Annotated in this window: 22 protein-coding genes; 6 read left to right on the top strand and 16 right to left on the bottom strand. The window is 59.3% G+C overall.

The features are described 5' to 3' along the window. Positions 1–103: 103 nt before the first annotated feature. Entirely contained in the window at positions 104–1,372 is a 1,269-nt protein-coding gene (locus ACR0JA_RS13025) for an imelysin family protein (protein WP_480575255.1), read from the bottom strand. A gap of 219 nt (positions 1,373–1,591) precedes the next feature. Here ACR0JA_RS13025 and ACR0JA_RS13020 point away from each other — a divergent pair, with 219 nt between their 5' ends. Further along, positions 1,592–2,128, top strand: coding sequence for a ZrgA family zinc uptake protein (locus ACR0JA_RS13020; RefSeq protein WP_480575252.1), 537 nt, complete (start codon positions 1,592–1,594; stop codon positions 2,126–2,128). A gap of 12 nt (positions 2,129–2,140) precedes the next feature. On the opposite strand, the gene ACR0JA_RS13015 is transcribed toward ACR0JA_RS13020, so the two are convergent. Genes ACR0JA_RS13015 through ACR0JA_RS12990 form a run of 6 tightly spaced genes read right to left on the bottom strand, consistent with a single transcriptional unit; the run spans position 2,141 to position 9,730 of the window. Beyond that, positions 2,141–3,418 carry an aspartate aminotransferase family protein gene (locus ACR0JA_RS13015; protein WP_480575249.1) on the bottom strand — a complete coding sequence of 426 codons (1,278 nt, stop codon included), beginning with the start codon at positions 3,416–3,418 and terminating at the stop codon, positions 2,141–2,143. Position 3,419: 1 nt separating this feature from the next. Then, a complete protein-coding gene (locus tag ACR0JA_RS13010; protein ID WP_480575246.1) occupies positions 3,420–4,523 on the bottom strand; it encodes a mandelate racemase/muconate lactonizing enzyme family protein in 1,104 nt (367 codons plus the stop codon). Further along, positions 4,520–5,626: a mandelate racemase/muconate lactonizing enzyme family protein gene (locus tag ACR0JA_RS13005; protein ID WP_480575243.1), complete on the bottom strand. Its 1,107-nt coding sequence runs from the start codon at positions 5,624–5,626 to the stop codon at positions 4,520–4,522. Before ACR0JA_RS13005 ends, ACR0JA_RS13010 begins: the two co-directional genes overlap by 4 nt. Continuing rightward, a complete protein-coding gene (locus ACR0JA_RS13000; protein ID WP_480575240.1) occupies positions 5,623–6,201 on the bottom strand; it encodes a dimethylsulfonioproprionate lyase family protein in 579 nt (192 codons plus the stop codon). Before ACR0JA_RS13000 ends, ACR0JA_RS13005 begins: the two co-directional genes overlap by 4 nt. Continuing rightward, on the bottom strand, positions 6,198–7,280 hold the full coding sequence (locus tag ACR0JA_RS12995; RefSeq protein WP_480575237.1) for an alcohol dehydrogenase family protein: 1,083 nt from the start codon (positions 7,278–7,280) through the stop codon (positions 6,198–6,200). Before ACR0JA_RS12995 ends, ACR0JA_RS13000 begins: the two co-directional genes overlap by 4 nt. Then, entirely contained in the window at positions 7,277–9,730 is a 2,454-nt protein-coding gene (locus ACR0JA_RS12990) for an FAD-dependent oxidoreductase (protein ID WP_480575234.1), read from the bottom strand. Before ACR0JA_RS12990 ends, ACR0JA_RS12995 begins: the two co-directional genes overlap by 4 nt. Before the next feature lie 65 nt (positions 9,731–9,795). On the opposite strand from ACR0JA_RS12990, the gene ACR0JA_RS12985 reads away from it, so the two are divergent. From ACR0JA_RS12985 to ACR0JA_RS12975, 3 genes are read left to right on the top strand one after another with little or no spacing between them, the layout of a single operon-like run. Further along, entirely contained in the window at positions 9,796–10,683 is an 888-nt protein-coding gene (locus ACR0JA_RS12985) for a MurR/RpiR family transcriptional regulator (protein ID WP_480575231.1), read from the top strand. Beyond that, the gene (locus tag ACR0JA_RS12980) at positions 10,680–11,780 is read left to right on the top strand and encodes an aromatic ring-hydroxylating oxygenase subunit alpha (protein ID WP_480575228.1); all 1,101 of its coding nucleotides are present in this window, start codon (positions 10,680–10,682) and stop codon (positions 11,778–11,780) included. The genes ACR0JA_RS12985 and ACR0JA_RS12980 overlap by 4 nt, the downstream gene beginning before the upstream one ends. Continuing rightward, positions 11,777–12,160, top strand: a complete 384-nt coding sequence (locus ACR0JA_RS12975; protein ID WP_480575225.1) for a carboxymuconolactone decarboxylase family protein — start codon at positions 11,777–11,779, stop codon at positions 12,158–12,160. The genes ACR0JA_RS12980 and ACR0JA_RS12975 overlap by 4 nt, the downstream gene beginning before the upstream one ends. Before the next feature lie 35 nt (positions 12,161–12,195). Here the strand turns inward: ACR0JA_RS12975 and ACR0JA_RS12970 are convergent, their stop codons facing one another. The 6 genes from ACR0JA_RS12970 to cobS all read right to left on the bottom strand — a co-directional run bounded on the left by ACR0JA_RS12970 (position 12,196) and on the right by cobS (position 20,279). Beyond that, positions 12,196–13,182 (bottom strand): glycosyltransferase family 2 protein, encoded by a 987-nt coding sequence (locus ACR0JA_RS12970; protein ID WP_480575221.1) that lies wholly within the window; start codon positions 13,180–13,182, stop codon positions 12,196–12,198. Positions 13,183–13,236: 54 nt separating this feature from the next. After that, entirely contained in the window at positions 13,237–13,581 is a 345-nt protein-coding gene (locus tag ACR0JA_RS12965; RefSeq protein ID WP_480575218.1) for a DUF427 domain-containing protein, read from the bottom strand. A 63-nt stretch (positions 13,582–13,644) separates the two neighbouring features. After that, positions 13,645–15,435 (bottom strand): aminopeptidase P family protein, encoded by a 1,791-nt coding sequence (locus ACR0JA_RS12960; protein WP_480575215.1) that lies wholly within the window; start codon positions 15,433–15,435, stop codon positions 13,645–13,647. Positions 15,436–15,515: 80 nt separating this feature from the next. Beyond that, on the bottom strand, positions 15,516–16,679 hold the full coding sequence (locus ACR0JA_RS12955) for an alpha/beta hydrolase (protein ID WP_480575212.1): 1,164 nt from the start codon (positions 16,677–16,679) through the stop codon (positions 15,516–15,518). 301 nt (positions 16,680–16,980) lie between these two features. Continuing rightward, positions 16,981–18,858, bottom strand: a complete 1,878-nt coding sequence (gene cobT / locus ACR0JA_RS12950; protein ID WP_480575209.1) for a cobaltochelatase subunit CobT — start codon at positions 18,856–18,858, stop codon at positions 16,981–16,983. A gap of 434 nt (positions 18,859–19,292) precedes the next feature. Continuing rightward, entirely contained in the window at positions 19,293–20,279 is a 987-nt protein-coding gene (gene cobS / locus ACR0JA_RS12945; RefSeq protein ID WP_480575206.1) for a cobaltochelatase subunit CobS, read from the bottom strand. 344 nt (positions 20,280–20,623) lie between these two features. Between cobS and ACR0JA_RS12940 the strand changes: the two genes are divergently transcribed. Next, positions 20,624–21,136 (top strand): carboxymuconolactone decarboxylase family protein, encoded by a 513-nt coding sequence (locus ACR0JA_RS12940; RefSeq protein WP_480575203.1) that lies wholly within the window; start codon positions 20,624–20,626, stop codon positions 21,134–21,136. A gap of 53 nt (positions 21,137–21,189) precedes the next feature. Here ACR0JA_RS12940 and ACR0JA_RS12935 read toward each other — a convergent pair whose 3' ends face one another. Further along, complete coding sequence (locus tag ACR0JA_RS12935) at positions 21,190–21,816, bottom strand: J domain-containing protein (protein ID WP_480575201.1); 627 nt, start codon at positions 21,814–21,816, stop codon at positions 21,190–21,192. A gap of 107 nt (positions 21,817–21,923) precedes the next feature. Here ACR0JA_RS12935 and ACR0JA_RS12930 point away from each other — a divergent pair, with 107 nt between their 5' ends. After that, positions 21,924–22,178: a BolA family protein gene (locus tag ACR0JA_RS12930; protein ID WP_480575198.1), complete on the top strand. Its 255-nt coding sequence runs from the start codon at positions 21,924–21,926 to the stop codon at positions 22,176–22,178. Here the strand turns inward: ACR0JA_RS12930 and ACR0JA_RS12925 are convergent. After that, positions 22,175–22,720, bottom strand: coding sequence for an N-acetyltransferase family protein (locus ACR0JA_RS12925; protein ID WP_480575195.1), 546 nt, complete (start codon positions 22,718–22,720; stop codon positions 22,175–22,177). The two genes, ACR0JA_RS12930 and ACR0JA_RS12925, sit on opposite strands and share 4 nt — an antisense overlap. Then, positions 22,717–23,271, bottom strand: coding sequence for a helix-turn-helix domain-containing protein (locus tag ACR0JA_RS12920; protein WP_480575192.1), 555 nt, complete (start codon positions 23,269–23,271; stop codon positions 22,717–22,719). The genes ACR0JA_RS12925 and ACR0JA_RS12920 overlap by 4 nt, the downstream gene beginning before the upstream one ends. Between the last annotated feature and the right edge of the window lie 35 nt (positions 23,272–23,306).

Genomic DNA, 23,306 nt, shown 5'->3' with positions numbered 1-23,306 from the left:
CTTACGTAAATAGTAGGTTATTGGTTTGGGGTCCAGCGCGAAGACATAATTCGGCGTTGGAGGGTGGCGAAAGCGCCGGAACCAGCGCTTTCACCTAGGCCAATTAGTGGAATACCGCGTTGGGGTTATCCAGGCTGTCCGAGCCTTCGAACTCGATCTGGTCCAGTTCCAGCGTGGTCACGATCCGCTCGATCGTCTTGGTCTGGTCAACCAGACCGTCGACGCCACCCATGATCAGCGCTTCGCCGCCAGCATTGCCGCGTTCCAGCATCTGGTCATAGGCAAAGCCTGCTTCGGCGGTCGACTTAAGACGACCCAGAGCCTGCATGGTGGTGGCCAGCTTAGCCTTCATTTCGGTATCCAGAGTCGGGTCTGCCGCGATCACCAGATCAGACAGCGATGCGCCCGAAACTGGCGTGCCGTCGATGCGGGTATAGCTGCCCAGATAAACGTTCTGAATGCCCAGACCATCGTAGTAATGGCTGTTATGGGTGTTGTCGGCAAAGCAATCATGCTCTTCCTCGGGGTCGTTCAGCATCAGACCCAGGCGCATGCGTTCTCCGGCCTGCTCGCCATAGGACAGCGAACCCATGCCGGTCAGCATGGCACTGATGCCTGCGGCTTCGTTTTCGGACAGTGCCGCGCGTGCTTCACCGCCTTCCTGCCACTGGTCTGCCATCCACTCCAGATCGCTGACCAACAGATCGGTCGCGGCGCTCAGGTACTGGGCGCGACGGTCGCAGTTGCCGCCAGTGCAGTCGTCCCCTTGCGCATAATCGGTCCACGGACGATTGCCCGCGCCCGCACCATGGCCGTTCAGATCCTGACCCCATAGAAGGAATTCGATCGCGTGATACCCGGTGGCGACATTGGCCTCGATCCCGTCCGCCTCGTGCAGAGTTTCGGCCAGCAGCTCAGGAGTGATTTCGATGGCGTCAATGGTTTCGCCCGACAGGTCAAAGCTGGGGTTGGCGATCACGTTCAGAACGGCAAATTCGTTTTCATCGCTGGGCCCGCCGTATGAGGCGTCGACATAGTCGATCAGACCTTCATCCAGCGGCCACGCGTTCACTTTGCCTTCCCAATCGTCGACGATGGCGTTGCCAAAGCGATATACTTCGGTCTGTTGATAGGGCACACGCGCCGCGATCCAAGCTGCACGGGCTGCGTTGAGCGTCGCGTCTGACGGGTTATCGATCAGCGCGTTGACGGCTGCTTGCAGGGTTTTCGCCGCAATCAGGCTGTCATCATATTTGGCTTCGGCAATATTGGCATAGTTTGCGATGACATCGGCCTTGGACGGGGCGTCGGCGACGGCGGCACTGGCGATGCACAGGGTGAGTGCGCTGGTCGCTGCAAAAAATCTGGTCATGAGTTTTAATCTTTCCTGTTGGAACCGGAATCGTGCCTGCGGCAGCGCGGGCACGGGCATGCCGTTATCTGAGTGAATTTGTCAGTTAAGTCAACCTGAGTTTTATTGTCGGGTAATTGCTCCCCCATATATAGGGGGCTAACTGCGCAGGGTTCCGCATTGCGTGGATTCTCAAATGCACTAGACTTAACCAAGATGTGTTCGAGTATTGGTGCGTATATGAAGAGTGCCGTGATTGCCTTGTGTATCCTGCCATCCGCCGTGATGGCGCAGCAGGCCCTGTCAGCGGGTGCGCATACTCATGGAACGGGGCGCTTATCCATCGACATGTCTGAAACCGCGTTCACGCTGATGTTGCAGGTGCCCGGCGCGGATGTCGTGGGGTTCGAAGAAGCCGCAGATACCGAAGCTGATCGCGCGCGCGTGGCGGCGGCTGTTTCGGACTTGTCCAAACCGCTTGAGCTGTTTGTGCTGCCGCCCGAGGCGGGCTGCGCCGCGGTGTCGGCCAATGTCGCTTTGGTCGGTGACGGCTTTCAGCAGCAGACTGATGCAGCCGAAGAGTCCCACACCGAGTTCCACGCCGACTATGTGGTTCAGTGCGAGGATATCAGTGCTGCGTCTGTCATGGAGTTTCCCTATTTTGACCGGTTCGAGATGGCCCGGCGTCTGACCGTTCGTCTGACCAAGGGGTCGGACGAACGCGTCGTCGAGGTCGTCCGCGACGCCCCGCGGCTGATCCTTCAGGACGAACAGTAAGCGTGACTTTCTCTAGGTGTCGCGCAATGCCTCTACAGCAAGCTGGACCGCAGACCGCGTCTGCGCAAGATCTGCCTCGGTGATCGCAAGCGAGGGATAGAGTTTGCCCGGTGACTTGAATACCCCATTCGACCGCAGAACATCGTTGTACCGCGCAGACCGGGCGGGATCGTCATGGATGGCGCTGCGATAGTCGCGGCAAGGCTGCTGGGTGAAATAGATATCGAACAGCGTTTCGTCACCGCAAATCCGGTGCGCAATTCCTGCTTCGTCCAGCGCCTTGGATTGCATGTCCTGTAACGCGCGGCCAATCGATCGCAGACGGTCATAGGTACCGTCGCGCGCCAGCACCTCCATGGTTTTCAGACCGGCCGCAGCGGCGATGGGATTGCCGGACAGGGTGCCGAGTTGCATCAGCCAATGGTCGGCCCCGACCTGATCCTTGTCGAAATGTTTCATGATCTCGGCGCTTGCGCCCAGGGCCGCGAGCGGGAACCCTCCGCCGATGATCTTGCCCAGCGTACAGATGTCCGGTGTCACACCATAGCGTTCCTGCGCACCGCCATAGGCCAAACGGAATCCGGTAACGATTTCGTCGAAGATCAGCAAAACACCGTGCTGGTCGCAAAGGTCTCGCAGGCCCTGAAGATAGCCCGGTTCAGGGGGGATGATCCGTTGCAAGGGTTCAACGATGATCGCTGCCACATCCTTGTTTTCCGCAAGCAGGGCGGCAACCGCCTCGAGATCGTTATAGGGTGCGATCAGCATCTGATCGGCAACGCCCTGCGGGATTCCGGCGCTGTCAGGCACGGCCTGGGGGAAGTTGACCCGTTTGGCAGGCGCAAGGCTCATCTGCGCTTCGGCGCACATGCCGTGATACCCGCCTTCGAACTTCAGGATCTTGTCGCGCCCGGTATAGGCGCGCGCCAGCCGGATCGCGTACATATCGGCCTCACCACCCGAAGCGACGAAGCGCACCTGTTCACAACACGGGACGGCCTCGATGATGGCTTCGGCCAGTTCGATACCTTTGCTGTTATTGGCAAAAAAGGTCATGCCCTTGGGCAGCTGTTCAAGCACGGCCTCCATCACCTCGGGGTGGCCGTGACCCAGCAGCATCGGCCCCGACCCGATCAGATAGTCGATATACTCATTCCCGTCCTCGTCCCAGACGCGGCTGCCTTCGCCGCGTGCAATGATGATACCGGGGTCGAAGTTGCCGAACCCTCCGGCGGGAAGAACCTTTTGTGCGCGGGCGATCCATTCGGACTGGGTATTGATTTTCAGCATCTCACACGATCTCCAAAATCGGGGAACCAAGGATATCCGGGTCTGGGGTCACACCCAACCCCGGCCCTTCAGGCGGCGCAATCCGGCCATTTTCACGGTTCGGCGCATCGGGGCAGAGGCGGGGTGACACATAAGAGGACAAATCACAGGTGTTCAGCAAGGATCCTCGCGGGGTCGAGGCGGCAAAATGCAGCGACGCCGCAGTGACGATATCCGAGCCCCAGGTGCATTCGGCACAGATTTCAGCGCCCAGTTGAACCGTCAGATCCCGGGCGCGACGCATCGCCGACAGGCCACCAAACTTGGAAAGCTTCAGCGCGACCGCGTCCAGACAGCCCAACTCATGCGCGCGCATCAGCGAGGCCATGTCATGCGCGTTTTCGTCTATCTTCATCGGCAGGCCGGTGGCTTGGCGAACTGCGGCGCAGTCTTCCAGCGTCTTGCAGGGCTGTTCCAGCATGATGTCCAGATGCGCCACGGCGCGCCCGGTGCGTGTGGCGTGCAGGCGCGACGCACCGCAGTTCCAGTCGCCGTAGACCAAGGGGCCGGGGCCGACAGCTTCGCGCACTTTCGCCAAACGCTCGGCATCCGCCTGCCAATCGCCGTCGGTGCCCAGCTTGACCTGGAACTGCCGCACACCGCTTTGGTAAGCCGTGGCGGCGATCCGCGCCATCTCGTCCGGCGCGATGCAGGTGATCGAATGATAGACGGGCATGTCCTGCTGCGTGCGCCCCCCTAGCAAAGCATAGAGCGGCAGGTCAGTCGCGCGCCCGAACAGGTCCCACAGCGCCATATCGACGACCGACTTGGCATAGGCATGCCCGGGCAGCAGCGCATCCAGCGACCGCATGAGCGCATCGACCCCCAGCGGGCTTGCACCCAGCAACCCTTCGGCCATCTCGCGTACCGCGCTGGGCACGCCCTTGGCGAAGGCAGGCAGATAGCGCGGGATCGGGCAGACCTCGCCCCATCCAACAAATCCGGTATCGGTTTCAAGGCACAGCACATGGGATTCGACGGTGTCGCAGGTCTTACCCTCGGCCATGTAGTAGGTTTCCAGGCTGGTCAGGTCCACCGACCACAGAGTCAGGCGTTTGATCTTCACTGCGCATACTCCAAAACAGGGGCGCCGAGGCTGGCGAAATCCGGTTTGACCCCCAACCCGGGAACGTCAGGCGCAAAGAGTTTGCCATCTCGCGCAACGGGCCCGCCGGTGCCTGTCGACCGGGCGTTATAGTTCATCAGATCGGTCGTGTTCTGCAAATACTCCGACGGGGTCGAGGCGGCAAAGTGAGCGACCACAGAACTGGTGATCTCGCCGCCCCAGGTGTCTTCGCTGACGACCGGAATCCGGTTTTCGACCAGAAAGTCGCGTACACGCCTGGCCTTGCTGATGCCGCCCAGGTTCGAGATTTTCAGACAGCAAATCTCGGCACCGCGATCCGCGACGATCCTTTGTGCCATGTGCATACCCGTCACGCACTCGTCCAACTTCATCGGCTGCTCGGCCACGCGGCGCACCTGCTGGCATTCCTCATAAGTGCGGCAGGGCTGTTCCAGAATGAAGTCCAGATCGCGCGTCGCCCGTGCCACTCGGATCGCGTTATCTACGCGCCAGCCCTGGTTGGCGTCGGCCATTGCCTTTTCTTCGGGATTCAGCAGCGGCACGGTATCGCGAATGCGGTCGATATCGCTGGCCCAGTCTCCGCCAACCTTGATCTGGAACTGGCGATAGCCCTGATCCCTGTAGGTGTTCATTTCGGCGATGGTTTCATCTGTCGATTTTTGCGGCGCGACCCGATACATCGGGGCCCCGTCCGTCAGTTGGCCACCAAGCAACATCCAAACCGGTTGATCGCAGGCTTGGCCGAGAATGTCCCAACAGGCAGCGTCGAATGGTGCCTTGGCGTATCCATGCCCCTGCACAAGATGGTCCAAAATCTGCTCGATCCGCGCAACTTGCCGGGGGTCCTCACCCAACAGCGACGGGGCAACAAGCCGGGCCATTGCAGGTACCCCCTGCGAATGCGCAACCATGTAGTTTTCGCCACAGGGCGTGAATTCGCCACATCCCTGAAGACCCGCATCCGTATCGATCACGACAACCGAGGCGGTCGCGGTTTCAATTGCGTTTCCGGCCCCCCAAACATATGCGCCGCCGACATAGGGCAGGCCGGTCTGGAAGATGCGGATGCGCGTGATCTTCATGCGGCGTCCATTCTGGGTAGATCATCCATGCCTTCTCCGCGCCATAACACAAAGGTCAGGATGGGTTGGTCACCGGTCACCATCGCGTGGCTTTGCCAGCTTTCGTGATGGCGCGTTTCCTCGGCGCCAACGAATACCTCTTGCCCATCGGTTTTGAACAGCGCGCTGCCGGCAAGGGTCAGATACAACTCCTCTGCCTGATGGCTGTGCCAGTCATAACTTAGCCCCGCGCCCCAATAGGCGATATAGCCGCGCAACTGGTTCGAATGGAAGTGGCCGGTCGGGCCAAGAAGTTCGTAATACCCATACCGAGACAGGAAATCCGCGCCGACCTCCTCTTCGGTATAGGTTGTTTTCCATTGGGCCAGTTCGGCCGTGCTGGTCACCGCGGAAACCATATCTTGCGTCAACCGTGACCCGAGGAGTGCCAGATTGCGGATCTGGTCCACGGCCGGAATCGGTTCCGGGTCCAGCCCGCCATGCGACAGATCCGTGGGCCAGTCCGCGAAAGCCGCCAGATCCGGATGCGCGGAATGCAATTGACGAGCGGCTTCCAGAACATCATCCAGCGTCATGGGATCACCACGATATTGCCCGTGTGTTGCTTGGCAATGAATGCGGCCTGCGCCTCGCGCAGCTGGTCCAGCGGGTATGTCGCCGCCAGCACAGGCTGTATTTCCCCCGCTTCGATGTATTTCACAAGGTTTCGCATAACTTCCGGATCTATGACGGTAGAGCCGGTGAAGGTCAGATCGCGCAGGTAAAACGTGCGCAGATCAAACTCGACCATAGGTCCCGCAATCGCGCCTGAACAGGTATAGCGCCCACCGCGTTCAAGGACGTCGATCAGATCGCCCCAGGCCGGCCCGCCGACCACATCGGCGACAACGGTTACCTTTTCGTCAGCCAGCAACTGACGCAGGTCTTTCGGGGCGCGGGGGATGATCCGGTCCGGGCTCAGTTTGGCCACATCGTCGTGTTTGGCTTCCGATGCCATCGCAATAACGCGCGCACCACGGCGTTTCGCCAATTGCACCAAAGCCCCGCCAACACCGCCGGAGGCACCTGGGACCAGCACCGTGTCGGCGGCAGCTACACGCGCACGTGTCAGCATGCCCTCAGCCGTGGAGTACGAACAGGAGAAAGTCGCAAGCTCGGCATCCGACAGTGGCGAGTTGACGGCAATTGCGTTGCGCGCGGGGGTCGTGGTGAATTCCGCAAACCCGCCATCGCGTTCCGAACCGAAATAGCCCGTCTTGTCCTTATTTAGCGGGTCATCGGCGTCGCGCAGCCAGCCTTCGGTGATCACCCGTTCACCGACACGAGAGGCATCGACATTCTGCCCGACGCCGACGATTTCGCCGCAGACATCGGCGCCCTGAATGCGCGGGAAAACCAAAGGCGCGCCGCCCCAGGTGGGATCATCCTGACCCACGGTTTCGAACGCGCCACCGGTTGTCGCGTCACTGACGGTTTTCGAGTACCAGCCCGACCGCGTGTTAACATCAGTGTTGTTCAACCCACAGGCTTTGACGCGGATCAGGACTTCATCCGGTCCGGGGGTCGGGCGTGGCCAATCCTCATGCCACACCATCTGGTCCAGATCGCCGTGGCCCATCGTAACCATGGCCTTCATTGTTTCGGGTAATGTCATTGTGCAGGCTCCATGACAGCGTCGGTTCGAGGCAGGCGGCTTTCGGGGTCGTAGGCCGGTTCAGCCAGGACCTTTGCGGCCCTCGGCGTTCCGTGGATGATGACCTCCAGCTTGGTCCCCGCAACGGCAGCCTCGGGTTTGATATAGGCGAATGCAAGGATTTTGCCGACGCTGTGGCCATAAGCGACAGACGCGGTCGAGCCGACAACGCGACCTTCGAACAACACCGCCTCGCCGCCATGGCCGTCGACCTTTCCGTCCGGTTCGATTTCGAGATAGGCGCAGACCCACGGCAGGTCGGTGTTCAGGGTCTTGTCCTTGCCCAGATAATCCTTGTCGGTTCTGGCAAAGCGCAGCACGTCGGCCTCGGCGAGTGTCACCTCATTGGTCAATTCTCCGGCCCCTTTAAAGCCTTTCTCCATCCGCATGGCATTCATGGCAAAGCTCCCGTAATCGGCAATCCCATGTGCCTCACCTGCAGTCCAGAGTGCATTGTAGACGTCCACACAAGCGGCGTTGGGCATATGCAGTTCCCAGCCAAGCTCACCGGCATAGGACATGCGGAAGGCCCAGACATCATGCCCGGCGATCTTGATCTGTTGGGCCGAGAGCCATCGGAAACCGGCATTGCTGAGGTCCGCATCGGTGCAAGCGCCTAGGACGTCACGCGACCTCGGCCCGTTCAGCGACAGCGCCGACCAATCGGCGGAAAGGGCGGTGATCGTGACATCTTCTTCGTTACGCTGCTGTGCCAGATGATCCAAAAGGCGCTGTTCGAAAAACGCGGCGCATACGAGGTAGTATCGATCCTGCGCCATGCGCACGATGGTCGTTTCCAACTCGATCCGACCCCTGCGGTTCAACATGTGGGTCAGCGTAATCGAGCCATCCTTCTGCGGCATCCGGTTCGCGGTCAAACGGTCCAGCAGGTCATAGGCACCTTTGCCAGAGACCTCGACCTTGGTGAAGGCTGTGACGTCCATGATGCCAACCCGTTCGCGCACCGCTTTGACCTCGTGCGCGACCATGTCGTCGGTTGGCGTTCGGCGAAAGGAATAGTGATCCTGCTGCGCCACGCCATCGCGGGCGAACCAGCGCGGGCGTTCAAAGCCGTAGACTTCCTCATGCACCGCACCCTTGGATTTCAGCAATTCATGTAATGGGGACGGCTTGATGGGGCGTCCTGCCAGCCGGTTGAAATGCGGGAAGGGGATTTCGTGACGCAGGCAATAGTCCTCCTCGGCCTTGATCACCTGCCAGTCCTTCGTGGCATAGCTGCCAAACCGGCGCGGATCAAATTCGCGCATCGAGATGTCCGCGGCCCCATGCACCATCCAACGCGCCAGTTCGCGCGTCAGACCCGGCCCCCAGCCGATCCCGATCTGCGTACCGCAGCAGCACCAGTAGTTCCGCACGCCCGGCGCAGGCCCGATCAGCGGGTTGCCGTCCGGCGGATGGCTGATCGCGCCGTGTACCTCTCGCTGAATGCCCAGCTCCGCAAAGATCGGCATACGGTTCAGGCTTTCCTCGAGCCACGGCATCACCCGGTCGTAATCGGCATCGAACAGCCAGTTCTCGTAATCCCACGGGCAATGATCGTGCCAGACGGAACTGGGGTTTTCTTTCTCGTAAATCCCGATCAGGCCGCGCTTTTGTTCCATCCGGATATAGCCCGACACCTTCTTGTCGTCGCGGATCACCGGCAGTTCCTTGTCCAGAGCCTCGAATTCAGGCACTGGTTCGGTGACGAAGTAATGGTGCGTCATCGACGTCATCGGCAGTTGCAGGCCCGACCATTCGCCCATCTGCCGGGCATAGGTGCCGCCCGCGTTGACCACATGCTCGCAGGTGATCGTGCCATTTGGCGTCTCGACCACCCATTCGCCGGTTTCGGACTGCGTGATGTTTGTCGCCTGACACTGCCGGATGATGCGAACGCCTTTCTGCCGGGCGCCTGCAGCCATTGCCATGGTCACATTGGTTGGGTCCACATGACCATCATCAGGCGTGTGCAACGCGCCCAACACACCATCCAGATTATAGAACGGATGCAACTCGGCCACGCGATCCGGGCCGACCAGGTCTATGTTGAAGCCCAGAGAGCGGCCCACCGACAGGGTGTGGCGCAGCCAGTCCATCTCATCCTCGGTATAGGCCAGCCGAAATGAGCCGCAGCCATGCCATGTTACGGCCTGCCCGGTCTCGGCTTCTAAAGCACCGGAATAGAGCCCGATATTGTAATCGACGCATTTGCCCAGACCAAAGCTGGATGTCGAATGGGTGATCTGCCCCGCCGCGTGCCATGTGCTGCCGCTGGTCAGTTCGGCCTTTTCCAGCAGCACAGTGTCTGCGCCCCAGCCTTCGTGCCCAAGGTGGTAGGCAAGGCCCACGCCCATCACTCCGCCACCCACAATAACCACGCGTGCGTGGGTCGGGAAATCAGATGCCATCGGATCAATCCTCTGAGTCGATTTTGTCTCGACAGCGTAAGCAAACAAAAGTACCATCGTCAATCATGAATGGGACAAATGTATCAAATACGATTCTCGAACGGCTGGCGGATGAACTGTCCGAGCTGACGCCCGAGGCGCGCAAAGCCGCGACCTATGTGCTGGAAAACCCGCGCGATGTGGGGGTTTCGACCGTGCGCGAAATCGCCGAAGCAGCGAATGTGAAACCCAACACCATCGTCCGCATGGCGCGGCAGGTGGGGTTTGAAGGGTATGAAGATTTCCGCGTACCCTTCCGCGAGGCAATCCGGCGCGGTCAGGCTGATTTCCCCGACCGCGCGCGCTGGCTTCAGGACATTCGCAAGTCCGGCAATATGGGCGGGCTTTATGCCGATATGGTTCAGGACGCCCTGCGCAATGTCGAGGAAACCTTTGCCAATATCTCGTCCGAGCAGTTGAAAGCAGCGGCTGAGGACATCTGGAACTCACGCAATGTGTTCGTGCTGGGCGTGGGCGTGAACAACTCGAACGCGCGGAACTTTGTCTATCTGGCATCGACCGGGATGGTGCAGTTCCACGCGATCCCGCGCCCCGGATCAAACCCGATCGATGATCTGGCATGGGCGGACAAGCGTGACGTACTGATTGCCATGACCTGCAAGCCTTATCGCAATGAGGTGGTCGAGGCCGTGCAGGTCGCGCGCGAGCAGGGGTTGAAGGTCGTAGGCCTCTCTGACAGCCCTGCCAGCCCGATCCTGCGCGCGGCTGACCATGGCTTTGTCATCTCAGCAGACACGCCACAATTTTTCCCATCTTCGGTCAGCACAGTTGCCCTGCTGGAAACGCTGCTGTCCTTCGTGATCGCCGTCGCCAGCGATGAGATCGTCGAACGGGTCGAGACCTTTCACAAACGTCGCCATCAGCTTGGCCTTTACCACGCGGAGGACTCGTGACAGCCCCCATTCAATCTCTCGCAGCCCGGTATTACACTGATCCCGCCATCTTTCGCATGGAAACAGACGGCCTGCTGGCGCGCACGTGGCAGTTCGGCTGCCACGCCTCGGAACTTGCCGAGCCGGGTGCATACGTGGCTTTTGAAGTCGCCGGGCAGGATCTGTTTGCCATCCGAGGGCGCGATGACGAGATCCGCGTGTTCTACAATGTCTGTCAGCACCGTGCGCATCAGTTGGTCGAGGGGACCGGCACCACGCGCGTCGTGGTCTGCCCCTACCACGCCTGGACCTATGAACTGACCGGTGAGCTGCGCGCCGGGCCAAACCTGAAGGCTGTTGAAGGGTTCGACAAGTCGTCCGTCTGTCTGAACGAAGTCCGCAGCGAAGAGTTTCTGGGTTTTGTGTTCGTCAATCTGGACCCAGACGCGGCACCTATGGACGATTGGTTCCCTCGCGCCCGCGCCGAGCTTGAGGAATGGGTGCCCAACTGGGCCGATCTGAAGCCACTGGAATGGGTCGAGATACCGGAACTGTGCAACTGGAAGGTGTCGGTCGAGAATTACTCGGAATGTTACCACTGCTCGCTCAACCACCCGACTTTCGCGAATGGTGTGGTCAGGCCGGAAACCTACGACATCCAGCCTCAGGGCATGTGCCTGCGTCACACGACCGAATGCCAGAGCCTTGAGAACATGACCTACGACATTCAGTCGGGCTTTGAGCATTTCGACGAATATTCCAGCTGGTTCCTCTGGCCGATGTTCTCGTTTCAGGTCTATCCGGGCAATGTGCTGAACACCTATCACTGGCGCGCGGTGGATGCGGATCATGTGGTCGTCTGGCGCGGCTGGTACTCAGTCGGCGGCGTGGATGATCCAAAGATACGGCAATTGGCGGCGCAGGATCGCGCAACCACGGTGGAAGAGGATATCCGCTTGGTTGAATCCGTGCAGCGCGGCCTACATTCGCGCGGGTATCGACCCGGCCCGTTGGTGATTGATCCCAAGGGCGGGGTAAATTCGGAACACCCCGTTATGCATCTGCAAAAATGGATGCGTGAGGCTGTTGACGAGCAACTCGGAAGGACCGGCACATGAGCACATTTGACGAAGACCTGTTCTTGAAAGGACTAGAGCAGCGCAAGGCGACGCTGGGCGCGGCATACGTCGAAAAAAACCTGGCCGCCGCCGACGATTTCACGCGCCCATTTCAAGAGGCGATGACCGCCTGGTGCTGGGGCTTTGGCTGGGGTGACGATGTGATCGACGCCAAAACGCGGTCAATGATGAACCTGTCGATGATCGGTGCGTTGGGAAAAATGCACGAATGGGAGATCCATTGCCGGGGCGCAATCAACAACGGAGTCACCAGCGATGAAATCCGCGCCATTATCCACGTCATCGGCATCTATTGCGGCGTGCCACAGGCGTTGGAGTGTTTTCGCGTGGCCCGCAAAGTGCTGGAGGAAACCGGCTGAGCGCGGCGCCCACCACGCTACACGTGAATCGGGCCTCACTCGGGGTTTGACCCGCTGGTTGCCTTTTCGGTCGGTAGGTTCGCCAAGCTCTCACGGTATCGTTGCAGGCAATCCTGATGAGCCTTGGCGATCACAGGGATTGCCTGCAGTTCGTCCATTTTTTCCCGCAACCTGTCTGCAAGTTCCAGCATTCGCGGGTCATAAACTTCGTTTCGGTTGAATAGGTCCCAATACCTCTCTCGAAATCTGGAGGATCGGTTATCGGCCCCGATTTTCTTGGTTCCTTGACCGCGCTGCTTCTTGATTTCAAAGCTGTCGCGCGTCTTGACCGCATAATGGCAGACGGAGACCCAATCATGGGCCACCAACTCGGGCGGAGATTCACCCAACCTGTGTTTCCGTCGACCTCCCGCACGGTAGAATCCCTCGTTCATGTCCTCACCTTCGGCGTTCACAAACAGCCCGTCTTCGGGTTGGTAACCCCAGATGAACCAGGGGCGGTGTAACCCGAAGCCCCGGATTTTGTTGGTCTTCTTGAACAGGGTCTTGAACTGGACCATGCTGACGTGGTCCGGGTTGCCGCGCCGTACGAATTTCTGCGTGACCGGAACGTCGGACCAGGACGTATGGCCTCCGTCACCGAAATTCAGCCAATTGGCCGTTATTCCCGTGCAGCTCGGTTCAATTTTTCGGATCAGTTCGATCACGTTGTTGTCGGGATTCTGGCAATAAAGGAACTCATCCGTATCCAGCCACATCAGCCAGTCGGCATCTTTGAACGCCGCGTGATCAAAGGCCGTCTCCGCAGCCTGCTTCTGAGGGGCCTGATCCGGCTTCAGATCCTGCAAAACGTGGGAGATAACGCCGCTTTCATCAAGCGCATCCAGCAGTTCCGTTGTCCCGTCCGTTGAATCGTTGCTGTAGATGACAATATCCGTGAACCCGACCAGCATATGATAGGCCACCCATTCCAGCAAAAAGGGACCTTCGTTCTTAGCTGACGAAAACAGCCCGACTTTCATATGCGTTCCTTTGGTTGAGCGTGGATGTCCTGACCGACCGGTTAGAGTTACTGGTCAGAGCTGCTCGACCTTTATGGACTCCGTGGGATAAAACGCCATGTACTCTTTGATCTCCGAGACCGCCGGGATCGGGTCTTCATAGCTCCAGACTGCGTTCTCGGTCACCGAAGATTTGTTGACGATCGAAAAATGCGCGGCGTCGCCCTTACCGGGGCAATGGGTGATCTTGTCAGTGCGGTCCAGAAACGCCATGGCAATATCCCTGCGAGGGAAATAGATCACCGGGGCCTTGTCGCCTTCCAGCAGTTCCAAGGCACCCGTCGTCTCACCCAGAATTGCGCCACCGGACCGAACGCTCCATTTGCCCGGTGCCTTGCGGATGGTGATGTGATCAGTCATGTCTGCTCCTTCCCTCGTCTTGTCAGGGCTATTTCTTTGCCCAAAATATGTAACAGTCCGGCGTCAGACCGGCGCAGTTGCGGCATCCAACCACAGTTGCGCGTCCTCGCCCAGCCTCGGGCGGATATTTTCCGCAACGTCGCGATGATAGGCGTTCAGCCAGGCGCATTCTTCGGGCGTCAGCATATCCAACACGATCAGCCGACGATCAATCGGGACATAAGTTAGGGTGCGCCAGCACAGCATCGCGCGGTCGTCGTCGCCGCCGGGCAGGGCAGGGGCGTCCTCGACCACCACCAGATTTTCCAGCCGGATGCCAAACGCACCCTCGCGATAATAGCCCGGTTCGTTTGACAGGATCATACCCGGTTCCAACGGCACATGGCTGACGCGGGACAGGCGCTGAGGGCCTTCGTGAACACTGAGATAGGTTCCGACCCCATGGCCGACACCGTGGTTGAAATCCTGACCCGCAAGCCAAAGGGGCAACCGCGCGACACATTCGATGTCGCGCCCGGCCAGGCCAACAGGCCAGCGCAGCATCGACATCGCGATCATGCCTTTCAGAACGCGTGTGAAACAGGCTTTTTCCTCGTCCCCGACCTCTCCAATCGCGATGGTGCGGGTGATGTCAGTGGTTCCGTCAAGATATTGCCCGCCGCTGTCCAGAACCAGCAATTGACCGTTCTCCAGGCGGCTGTCGGTCTCGTCGGTCACCCGGTAATGCATGATCGCGCCGTTTGGTCCGGTGCCTGCGATGGTATCGAACGAGATATCCTGCAAGGCGTTATCGCGGCGGCGGCATTCCTCCAACCGGGTGACAACCTGCGTTTCGGTCAGACTGCCCGGGGGCTGCGCATCCAGCCAGCTCAGCAGTTCGACAACAGCCGCTGCATCGCGCAGATGCGCCTGCGCGGTCCCTTCGATCTCGGCCGGGTTTTTGCGCGCTTTGGGCAACGCACAGGGATCGCCGTCATCGACCATGCGCTCGCCCAACGCGTCCGCTACAATCTGCGGTACGGTGGCCAGGTCGACCTGAACACTGCCGCTCAGCTTTGCGACGGCATCCAGGAAGCCCTCGGGTGGGCGCAGATTCACGGTTGACCCGAGCGGTTGAGGCAGGTCCTTCAGTTTTTCCTCAGCCATGAACAAATCAACCGTCCCGTCGGCGTCGAGAATGGCAAAACCATGCGCGACCGGGTTATAGGCGATGTCCGATCCGCGGATGTTCAGCAGCCACATGATCGAATCCGGCAGCGTAATCACCGCTGACTTGTGTCCGGCTTGTTTGAGAGTTTCAGACAGCCGCGAGATTTTGCTTTCAGCGCTTTCTCCGGCAAATTCAATTGGGTGCGCTTTGACAGGGTTGATCGGAGGGTCGGGCTGGTCCGACCAAATGCGATTGATCAGATTTTCATAGCGCACCAGCTCGACGCCGCTTCCGCTCAGGTCCTTTTCAACAGCCGCGATCTGTCCGGCAGAATGCAGCCAGGGATCGAAACCGACTTTACCGCCCTGGGGCAAATGCGTCTTCAACCACGCGCCCAGAGCAATGTCCGGCCAAGGTACGGGCGTATAATCCTTGGCAACCTGCGCTTTGACCTGCGTGCGGTAGCGGCCATCTATGAAGACGCCTGCGATATCGGTCAGCGCGGCGCAAAATCCGGCTGATCCGGTGAAACCTGTCAGCCAGGCCAGCCGCTCATCCCGCGGAGCCACATATTCCCCCTGATGCGCATCCGCCCGGGGGATCAGGAAACCGTCCAGCCCTTCGCGCGCCATTTCGGCGCGCAGCGCGGCAAGTCGCGGAGGCCCCTGTTCCGGGCGGGCGGTGACTTCGAAAGACTGGAACATTGCGGCCTCATCATCCGGGGTGATCGGCGAAAAGGTGATGCGCGCAACCTGAAATGTCCAGACTTGAATTGGGCGACGCGCTATTCGTCCAGAAAGCCGATCAGAGCGTCGACGAATTCGGCCCAAACGGCGTTGCCCGGTAATGGAATATGGTTTGCGCTCTCTAACACCAATAGTTCGGCATTTGGAATTCCGGCGGCCAGTTTCTGTGCCTCGGAAACCGGGTGGACATTGTCGTGCCGCGAATGGATCACCAGGGTTGGGCACTGGACCTGCGGCAAGAGCGTAAGCACCGACTCCTGATGGATTGCATCGCGCAGCTGCAGCATCACATCCTGAGAGCAGGCACTGAGCAGGTTTCGGGCCATGTTATGTACTGCGTCCAACGGCCCTTCAGGAAAATAGCTAAGCATCATCGCGGACACGAAACTGATTTCCGGCGCGTTCCAGCCCTCGGCGGCCATTGACCGCAGAGCGTCCGATTCAACGTTTGGCTCCCGGCGCCCGCGCCCTTCGGCATAGCCGCCCACAATTGCCAGCCGTGTCACGCGCTCGGGGTATCTGGCAGCAACGCGTATCGCCGCCAGCACGCCGCCGGATTCGCAATAGAGCGCAAACCGTTCGAAACCGGCGCTATCTGCTGCCAGGATCATGTTTTCGGCAGAAGAATCGAACGAGAAGCGTTTCAGGGACCGATCCGAGCGGCCAAATCCGATCGGGTCAAACCGCAACAGGGAAAAGCGTGCGCCAAGTGTCTCAAACAATTGGCGTTCCGATGGCGTGTTCCATTCGGCCTCAAGATCAGTTGAGTTATACCCGCCGCGCAAAACATTGGGTCCCGAACCTGTTACCGCATAGGCAAGTGACTGGCCTTCCGGGGTTTGGGCATACCGTATGCGTTGTCCTGCCACCGATGGTTCAGAAGAAACTCTCTCTTCCGTCGATACCTCGGCGACCCACTTCAGACCGCGCCTCGCGACTGTCTGGATCAATTTTTGCGACCTGCCGCTATCTCCGATTGCTTTGCGCGCCGATGCGATACGTGCGCTTATGGTTGATTCCGAAACGATCCGGCCCTTCCAGACATCCGCGACAATGTCGTCGCGGCTCATCAGCCTGCCGGGGTTTCGGACCAGTAAATGCAACAGATCGAACACCTGAGGTTCGATATCCACGGGCTCATTATTGCAAAGCAACACGTGGCCCTCAGTGTCCAAAACATAATCTGCAAACACGTAACGCATTCAAGGACTATCACCCGCCAAACGCACTCACGGCAAGGTGGCCACCCAAAATCAGGGTTTTCTAAGTAAATTCACAGGATGTTCTTCAAGCGAAGCCTGCCCGGACAAAGGAAGATCAGAACATCAGCCTTGGAGGACCCAACAATGATGCTTCCTTTCGATACGACGCTACTGCGCTATCCGCCCGACAAACTTCGCCCGCAATCGCCGCAGTCGCGGCAGGCGCAAGCGAATGCCGGGACCGAACACAAGCCGAAGCGTTCCGTTCAGCGCACCGAGTTTCGCACGAGATGGGCACTGTTCAGCTGGCGCGCTTCATCCCCATGACCCGTGCCCGCGCGCGCGGGTCGCTGTCGAACAGGGCCGCCAGTTGCTCAGTCATAGCACCGGCCAGTTGTTCTACATCGGTGATCGTCACGGCGCGGTCATAGTATCGGGTCACGTCATGCCCAATACCAATGGCCAGCAGTTCCACCGCCTTACGCTTTTCGACCATGGCGATCACGTCGCGCAGGTGCTTCTCCAGGTAGTTTGCCGGGTTCACGCTGAGCGTTGAGTCATCAACCGGCGCACCGTCGGAGATCACCATCAGGATCTTGCGGGCTTCGCGCCGGGCCAGCATCCGGCGATGCGCCCATTCCAATGCCTCACCGTCGATGTTTTCCTTCAGCAAGCCCTCTTTCATCATCAGCCCCAGATTGGGACGCGCGCGCCGCCAGGGGGCGTCGGCCCCTTTGTAGATGATGTGGCGCAGGTCATTCAGACGCCCCGGTTGCTGTGGACGGCCAGCGTTCAGCCACGCCTCACGCGCCTGACCGCCTTTCCAGGCCCGGGTGGTAAAGCCCAGAATTTCGACCTTCACGTTGCAACGTTCCAGCGTGCGCGCCAGAACATCCGCACAGATTGCAGCGATGGAAATCGGGCGACCGCGCATCGAGCCCGAATTGTCCAGCAGAAGTGTCACCACGGTATCGCGAAACTCGGTGTCTTTCTCGACCTTGAAACTCAACGGTGTGGTCGGGTTCGCCACCACGCGCGCCAGACGGCCTGCGTCCAGAATGCCTTCCTCGCGGTCGAACTCCCAGGACCGGTTCTGCTGCGCCTGCAGGCGACGCTGCAGCTTGTTCGCCAACCGGCTCACCGCGCCCTTCAGTGGTTCAAGTTGCTGATCCAGATAAGCGCGCAGCCGTTCCAACTCGGCCGGTTCGGCCAAATCTTCGGCGGCAATCTCTTCGTCATGGGTGTTCAGATAGACCTTGTAATCCGGGTCCGCCTCGGAGGCAGGCGGCGGGGCAGGGGGCTCCAAAGGGGCCTCGCCTTCGGGCATTTCAGCCTCGTCACCCATCTCATCTTCGGCCATCTCGTCCATCGAGACCTGGGCCTGAGACTGATCCTGCTGTTCTTCCTGAGTCTGTTCCGGGGTCGCGTCGGCGTCCTGTTCGTCCTGATCATCCTGGCCGGTGCTGTCGGGATCAGGCTGTTCATCGGCGTCTTCTTCGGCTTGGTCCTCTTGCTCGTCGTCCAGCTCGTCAGGGTCGTCGCCCAGCTGGTCGCCATAGCCCAGATCCTTGATCATCTGCCGGGCGAACTTGGCGAATTCGGCCTGATCCGAAAGCACCTCATCAAGGTTTTCCAGCGCGCCGCCTGCCTGTTCCTCGATAAAGCCGCGCCACAGGTTCATGACATTTTCTGCCGCCGGTGGCATGTCCCGCCCCGTCGCCAGATGCCGGATCAAATAACCCGCCGCCACAGATAGCGGCGCATCGGCGGGCTGTTTGCACTGGTCATACCCACGCCGGATCGCTTCGTGCCCGATTTTGACGTCGATATTGGACGCGGTGCCGGGCATATCCCGCGCGCCCATCGCCTCGCACCGCGCGGTCTCCATTGCTTCGTAGAGATCTCGGGCCATATCTCCCGGAGGCGCATAGCGATTATGGGTCGCATCGTCATGATACCGGCGCTGCAACGCCAAAGCATCCGCCGTGCCGCGCGCCAGCAGAACCTCTTCCCGCGTCATGCGGCGAGAGACCTGCGGCAGACGCATCGACTCGCCCGACAGGCCCGAGGGGTCGACGGTGTAGCTAACCGACAGTTCCGGGTCGTCGGCCATGACTTTGGTGGCCTCGGCCAAGGCCTTCTTGAACGGGTCGGCGGGGTTGTCGTTTGGTTTACTCATCGCTGTTTCCGAACCTTTTCAGGCATGTCGCTTTATCCGAACTATATAGACCTTTATTAGGTACCGGAGAAGGGTATGTCACTGGACCAAACTCTTCCGTGTATTGGGTTGTGTATTCCCAAATTTCGGGCGTGAAACTCAAATCAGACGCTTCCCTTGGGTCTTTACTCATTCGTAAGTCCAACGCCCAATCGAATGTCCCATCCGCCGCACCCTCTGGGAATACGAAAGGATTCGAAAGAATAATGCGGTAGATAAAAATCGCTTCAAGAAATGCTAGACACCTCTTGTTCACGAAGTCTTCGTCTTCACCTTTCGGGCTAGCAGATATTGGACGCAGGCTTTCAAAGCCATTCTGGTTTGACGTTTTTGCGGAACCCATATTCGGGCCGGCAAGCAAGGCCAAACAGAAGCAAGTGGCTAAGAGTACCTTATCATCCCAGGCTGACGCTCGCAGCACTTTCCGGCAGTTCCTCGTCAAAACAACGCTGATAGAACTCGGCCACGGTTTGGCGTTCCAACTCGTCGCATTTGTTCAGGAAGGACAGGCGGAAGGCATAGCCGACGTCGCGGAAAATCTCTGCGTTTTGGGCCCAGTTGATCACGGTCCGCGGGCTCATGACGGTGCTGAGGTCGCCGTTCATGAAAGCGGTCCGGGTCAGATCGGCAACAGTGACCATCTGGCTGACGGTCTTGCGGCCCTCGGCGGTGTTGTACAGAGGCGCTTTCGACAGAACGATCATCGTCTCGGCATCGTGGCTGAGGTAGTTCAGCGTCGAGACCAGCGACCAGCGGTCCATCTGTGCCTGGTTGATCTGCTGCGTGCCGTGGTAGAGGCCGGTAGTGTCGCCCAGTCCAACCGTGTTCGCGGTGGCGAACAGGCGGAAGTTCGGGTTCGGCGTGATGATCTCGTTCTGGTCCAGAAGCGTCAGCTTGCCATCATGCTCCAACACGCGCTGGATCACGAACATCACGTCCGCCCGGCCGGCATCGTATTCGTCAAAGACGATCGCAACAGGGTTGCGCAGCGCCCAGGGCAGAATGCCCTCGTGGAACTCGGTCACCTGCTTGCCGTCGCGCAGCTTGATCGCATCCTTGCCGATCAGGTCGATCCGGCTGATATGGCTGTCGAGGTTCACGCGCACGGCAGGCCAGTTCAGGCGGGCCGCGACCTGTTCGATATGGGTCGATTTTCCAGTGCCGTGATAACCTTGGATCATCACCCGGCGATTGTGCGAAAAGCCCGCCAGAATAGCCAACGTGGTTTCCGGGTCGAACTTGTAGGTCGGGTCGATCACCGGCACACGGTCGCTGCGTTCGGCAAAGCCCTTGATGGCCATGTCGGTATCAATGCCGAACACTTCACGGACCGAGATTTCCTCGGTTGGTTTTGCGTTGATATCAATCGATCCGTCAGCCATGCGCCTTGTCCTTATCAATTGGCCCGAATTGCCGGGTTTGAACCCGTGTGTGGTGCAACATATTGCGGGTAAGGGCAAGGGAAAGACGCCGACCAGAAAAGCTGAGCCGGTTTTTCTTTGAAACTGGCCTTATCGCACGTGGCGTCGACCGGCGATTCCCGATCAGAACTGGGGCGTGGGGTGCGAAAGAAACAGCGGAACCGTTGCACAATTCCAGCTTGCATAACGACAACTAAACTCGACCAAGAGGAGTTCGTGACATTTGAGAATTCGGCGACTAGGTTGCTATGAAGGAAGGTCAGGTGGAACTCCGCGCGGACCGATTTTAGTAGGGTTGAATTAACATGACAAACTTTGTTGGCCTGACGTCAGGCAGTGATCTGACCGAGGTATTGAAGCTGTTTCCACGCAATTCAGAAATGCTGGTCCGTCTGCTCCATAGCATCATGTGCGCTGAGGGTGAGTTGACACGCGGCGAGCGTGAAGCCATTGCCGCGTTCATTTCACATCACAACACTACCCCTTACTGCACCTTCTATCACACGATGTTCGCCGAAGTCTTTTCTGGACCGATCGAAACCACCAATGAGCGAATTCAGCCGCTTTTGGGTTATGCGCTCAGCTTGCGGGGCAGGAATAGTGATGAGATTGCCATTGCCAGCAACGCCGCCCGCAATGCGGGGTGGAGCGAAAGGGCGATGTACGAAGTGGTCGAGGTGTGCGGCATCTTTGATTTTGTTAACACGATCGTCCTGGCCGCGGGCCTCAATGTTCCCGAGGGTCCCATGGATTCCGCCCCGACCTTGGAAAGTCTTGAGCGGTTTTACGCGGATACCGCGGACGTTCTGTCCGCGTAGCAGTTTGCCGGGCGGGTTGCCACAATTGGCGGCCGCCCACGCTTTTGCGTTGCTTACTTGAAATTCCGACTGTCCTTGATCTGATCCCAGGCCCAAACGACCTCTTGCAGCTGTTCTTCCTGTGAGCGATCGCCGCCGTTCATGTCAGGATGTAGAACCTTGATCAGTTTTTTGTACGCCTTGCGCACCTCGGCCTTGGACCAGCTGTCATTTGCTTCCAGAATCTCGATCGCGCGGCGTTCGGTGGGGGGCAGGCGACGGCCACCACCACCAGAGGTGCGGCCTTTGTTCTGCGTGCTGTTCGAGCCCAGGACCTGATGCGGGTCTTCGATGCCCAGACGCGCCCAGGCGCGGGCTTCTGGGTCGCCCATCGGTTTGGTCTCGCGTTCCCAGACCTTGTCTTTCGAGCGTTGTGCGTTCAACTCGGCCTCGGTCGTGCCGTCGAAGAAGTTCCACTTCTGGTTATATTCGCGCACGTGCTGCTGGCAGAACCAGTAAAAGTCATCCAGCACATCCGGCGCCTTGGGCGCACGGAATTTGCCCGGCTCTTCACAGCCCGGATGGTCGCAGATACGCACAGATGTTTCGGACGCGCCCGACATGCCCCGCCGCCCACGCGGTTTCTTTTTCTTGGCGCTGGATACGGACATATCGAATCCAAACGGGTCTGATTTTTCCATTTGCCTGCTCCTGCGAACGCGTCTTTTCGACTCGGAGGCAGCAGTTTAACGTAAGGGACACAGAGTAGAAGAGGGAAGCGGCAAAAATTTTGTCGCAGGGCAAAAAAATGACCATGTCTGACGAAATTCGTAACCGCCTTCAGGCGGCATTCACCCCGCGTGAGCTGGAGGTCGTGGACGATAGCGAAAGTCACAGAGGGCATGCAGGGTTTCGCGAGGGCGGAGAAAGCCATTTCAACGTCCGTATCCGCTCGGACGCGTTCAAAGGTCAATCCCGCATCGCCCGCCACCGGGCGGTCCATGCGGCGCTGGGCGATGTGGTCCCCCGCATTCACGCGCTGGCTCTTGATATCGACATCTAAGGAGTGGCTGGGCCTTCTTGGTCCGAGGTCAGGTCTTTGAACATGAAAGTCGTCGGCTCCAACCGAGTGTCGAAAGGGTTTCGACAATAATTCGGGATTTCTCCGGCAATTTGAAAACCGAGGCTTTGGTATAGGATGCGCGACGGGTCCGTGCTGCGCGTGTCCAGTACCAGCGTCGTCCGTCGCAGTTCGAACGCGCGCGATTGCAGTGCTGCCATCAGCGCGCGACCCAGCCCTTTGCGGCGCGCGTCGGGGTGAACCAGCAGCTTGGCCACGTCCGCGCGATGCGGTTGGTTGGGCATTTGCGCCGGTATCAGTTGCACGGTTCCCAGAACGCGTCCGTCCTGACGGGCCACGAATAAATCCAGCGTGCCGCGCCGAAGTCCCTTTCGGACGGAGTTTTGCCAATAGGCGCGCGCGTCGTCCCTGGAAAAAGGCAGGATGAACCCGATGCTGGCGCCGGCATGAACGCAGCCGTACAGAATTTCTGTCAGATCCTCTAGCGCCGCGTCAAAGGAAGTGTCGGTCAGGCGTGTGATCATATCAGAAACAACATGTAACGGGCGCCCCGGGTGGCGCTGGTTTCAAAGCGGGTCGGCCCGGACAGGTGATACCGCAGGCAATCACCCCCTGTCAGGTCATGCGGTGTGCCATCCACCGTCAGTGTCAGCGAGCCGTCCAGCATGATCAGGTGATGTTCCTGCCCCGGTTTGGGCGGCGCGTCATAGGCGATGACAGTGCCCGGCGGCAGGTGCCCTTCCAAGACTTCGCCGCTTAAACCGGCGGCCGGGGGTGAGACCGATCTGCGGGTAAACCCGGTTTCAGGGTCGCGCCATTCCGGTTGCCGCTCGAACGGGACGCGGGGGTCAAAACTGTCTTCGACCATCATCAGCAGGCGCGACATTGGAAGACCGAATGCCGCGCATAACCGCCCGAGCGTTTCAGCAGTTGGACTGACCTCACCCTTTTCCATGCGCGACAGTGTTGCGCGGCTAATGCCGCTGTGTTCGGCAAGTTGGTCAAGGGACCACGCGCGCGAAGTCCTCAACTCACTGAGGCGGTTTGCTAGGCGGTTTGAAAGCGTATCCAGCACCGATCATATCCGGGAAAGTTTCTCTGATACGGTCA

The organism is Ruegeria sp. AM4, from assembly GCF_056540665.1.
This window is presented reverse-complemented; position numbering and strand designations above follow the sequence as displayed.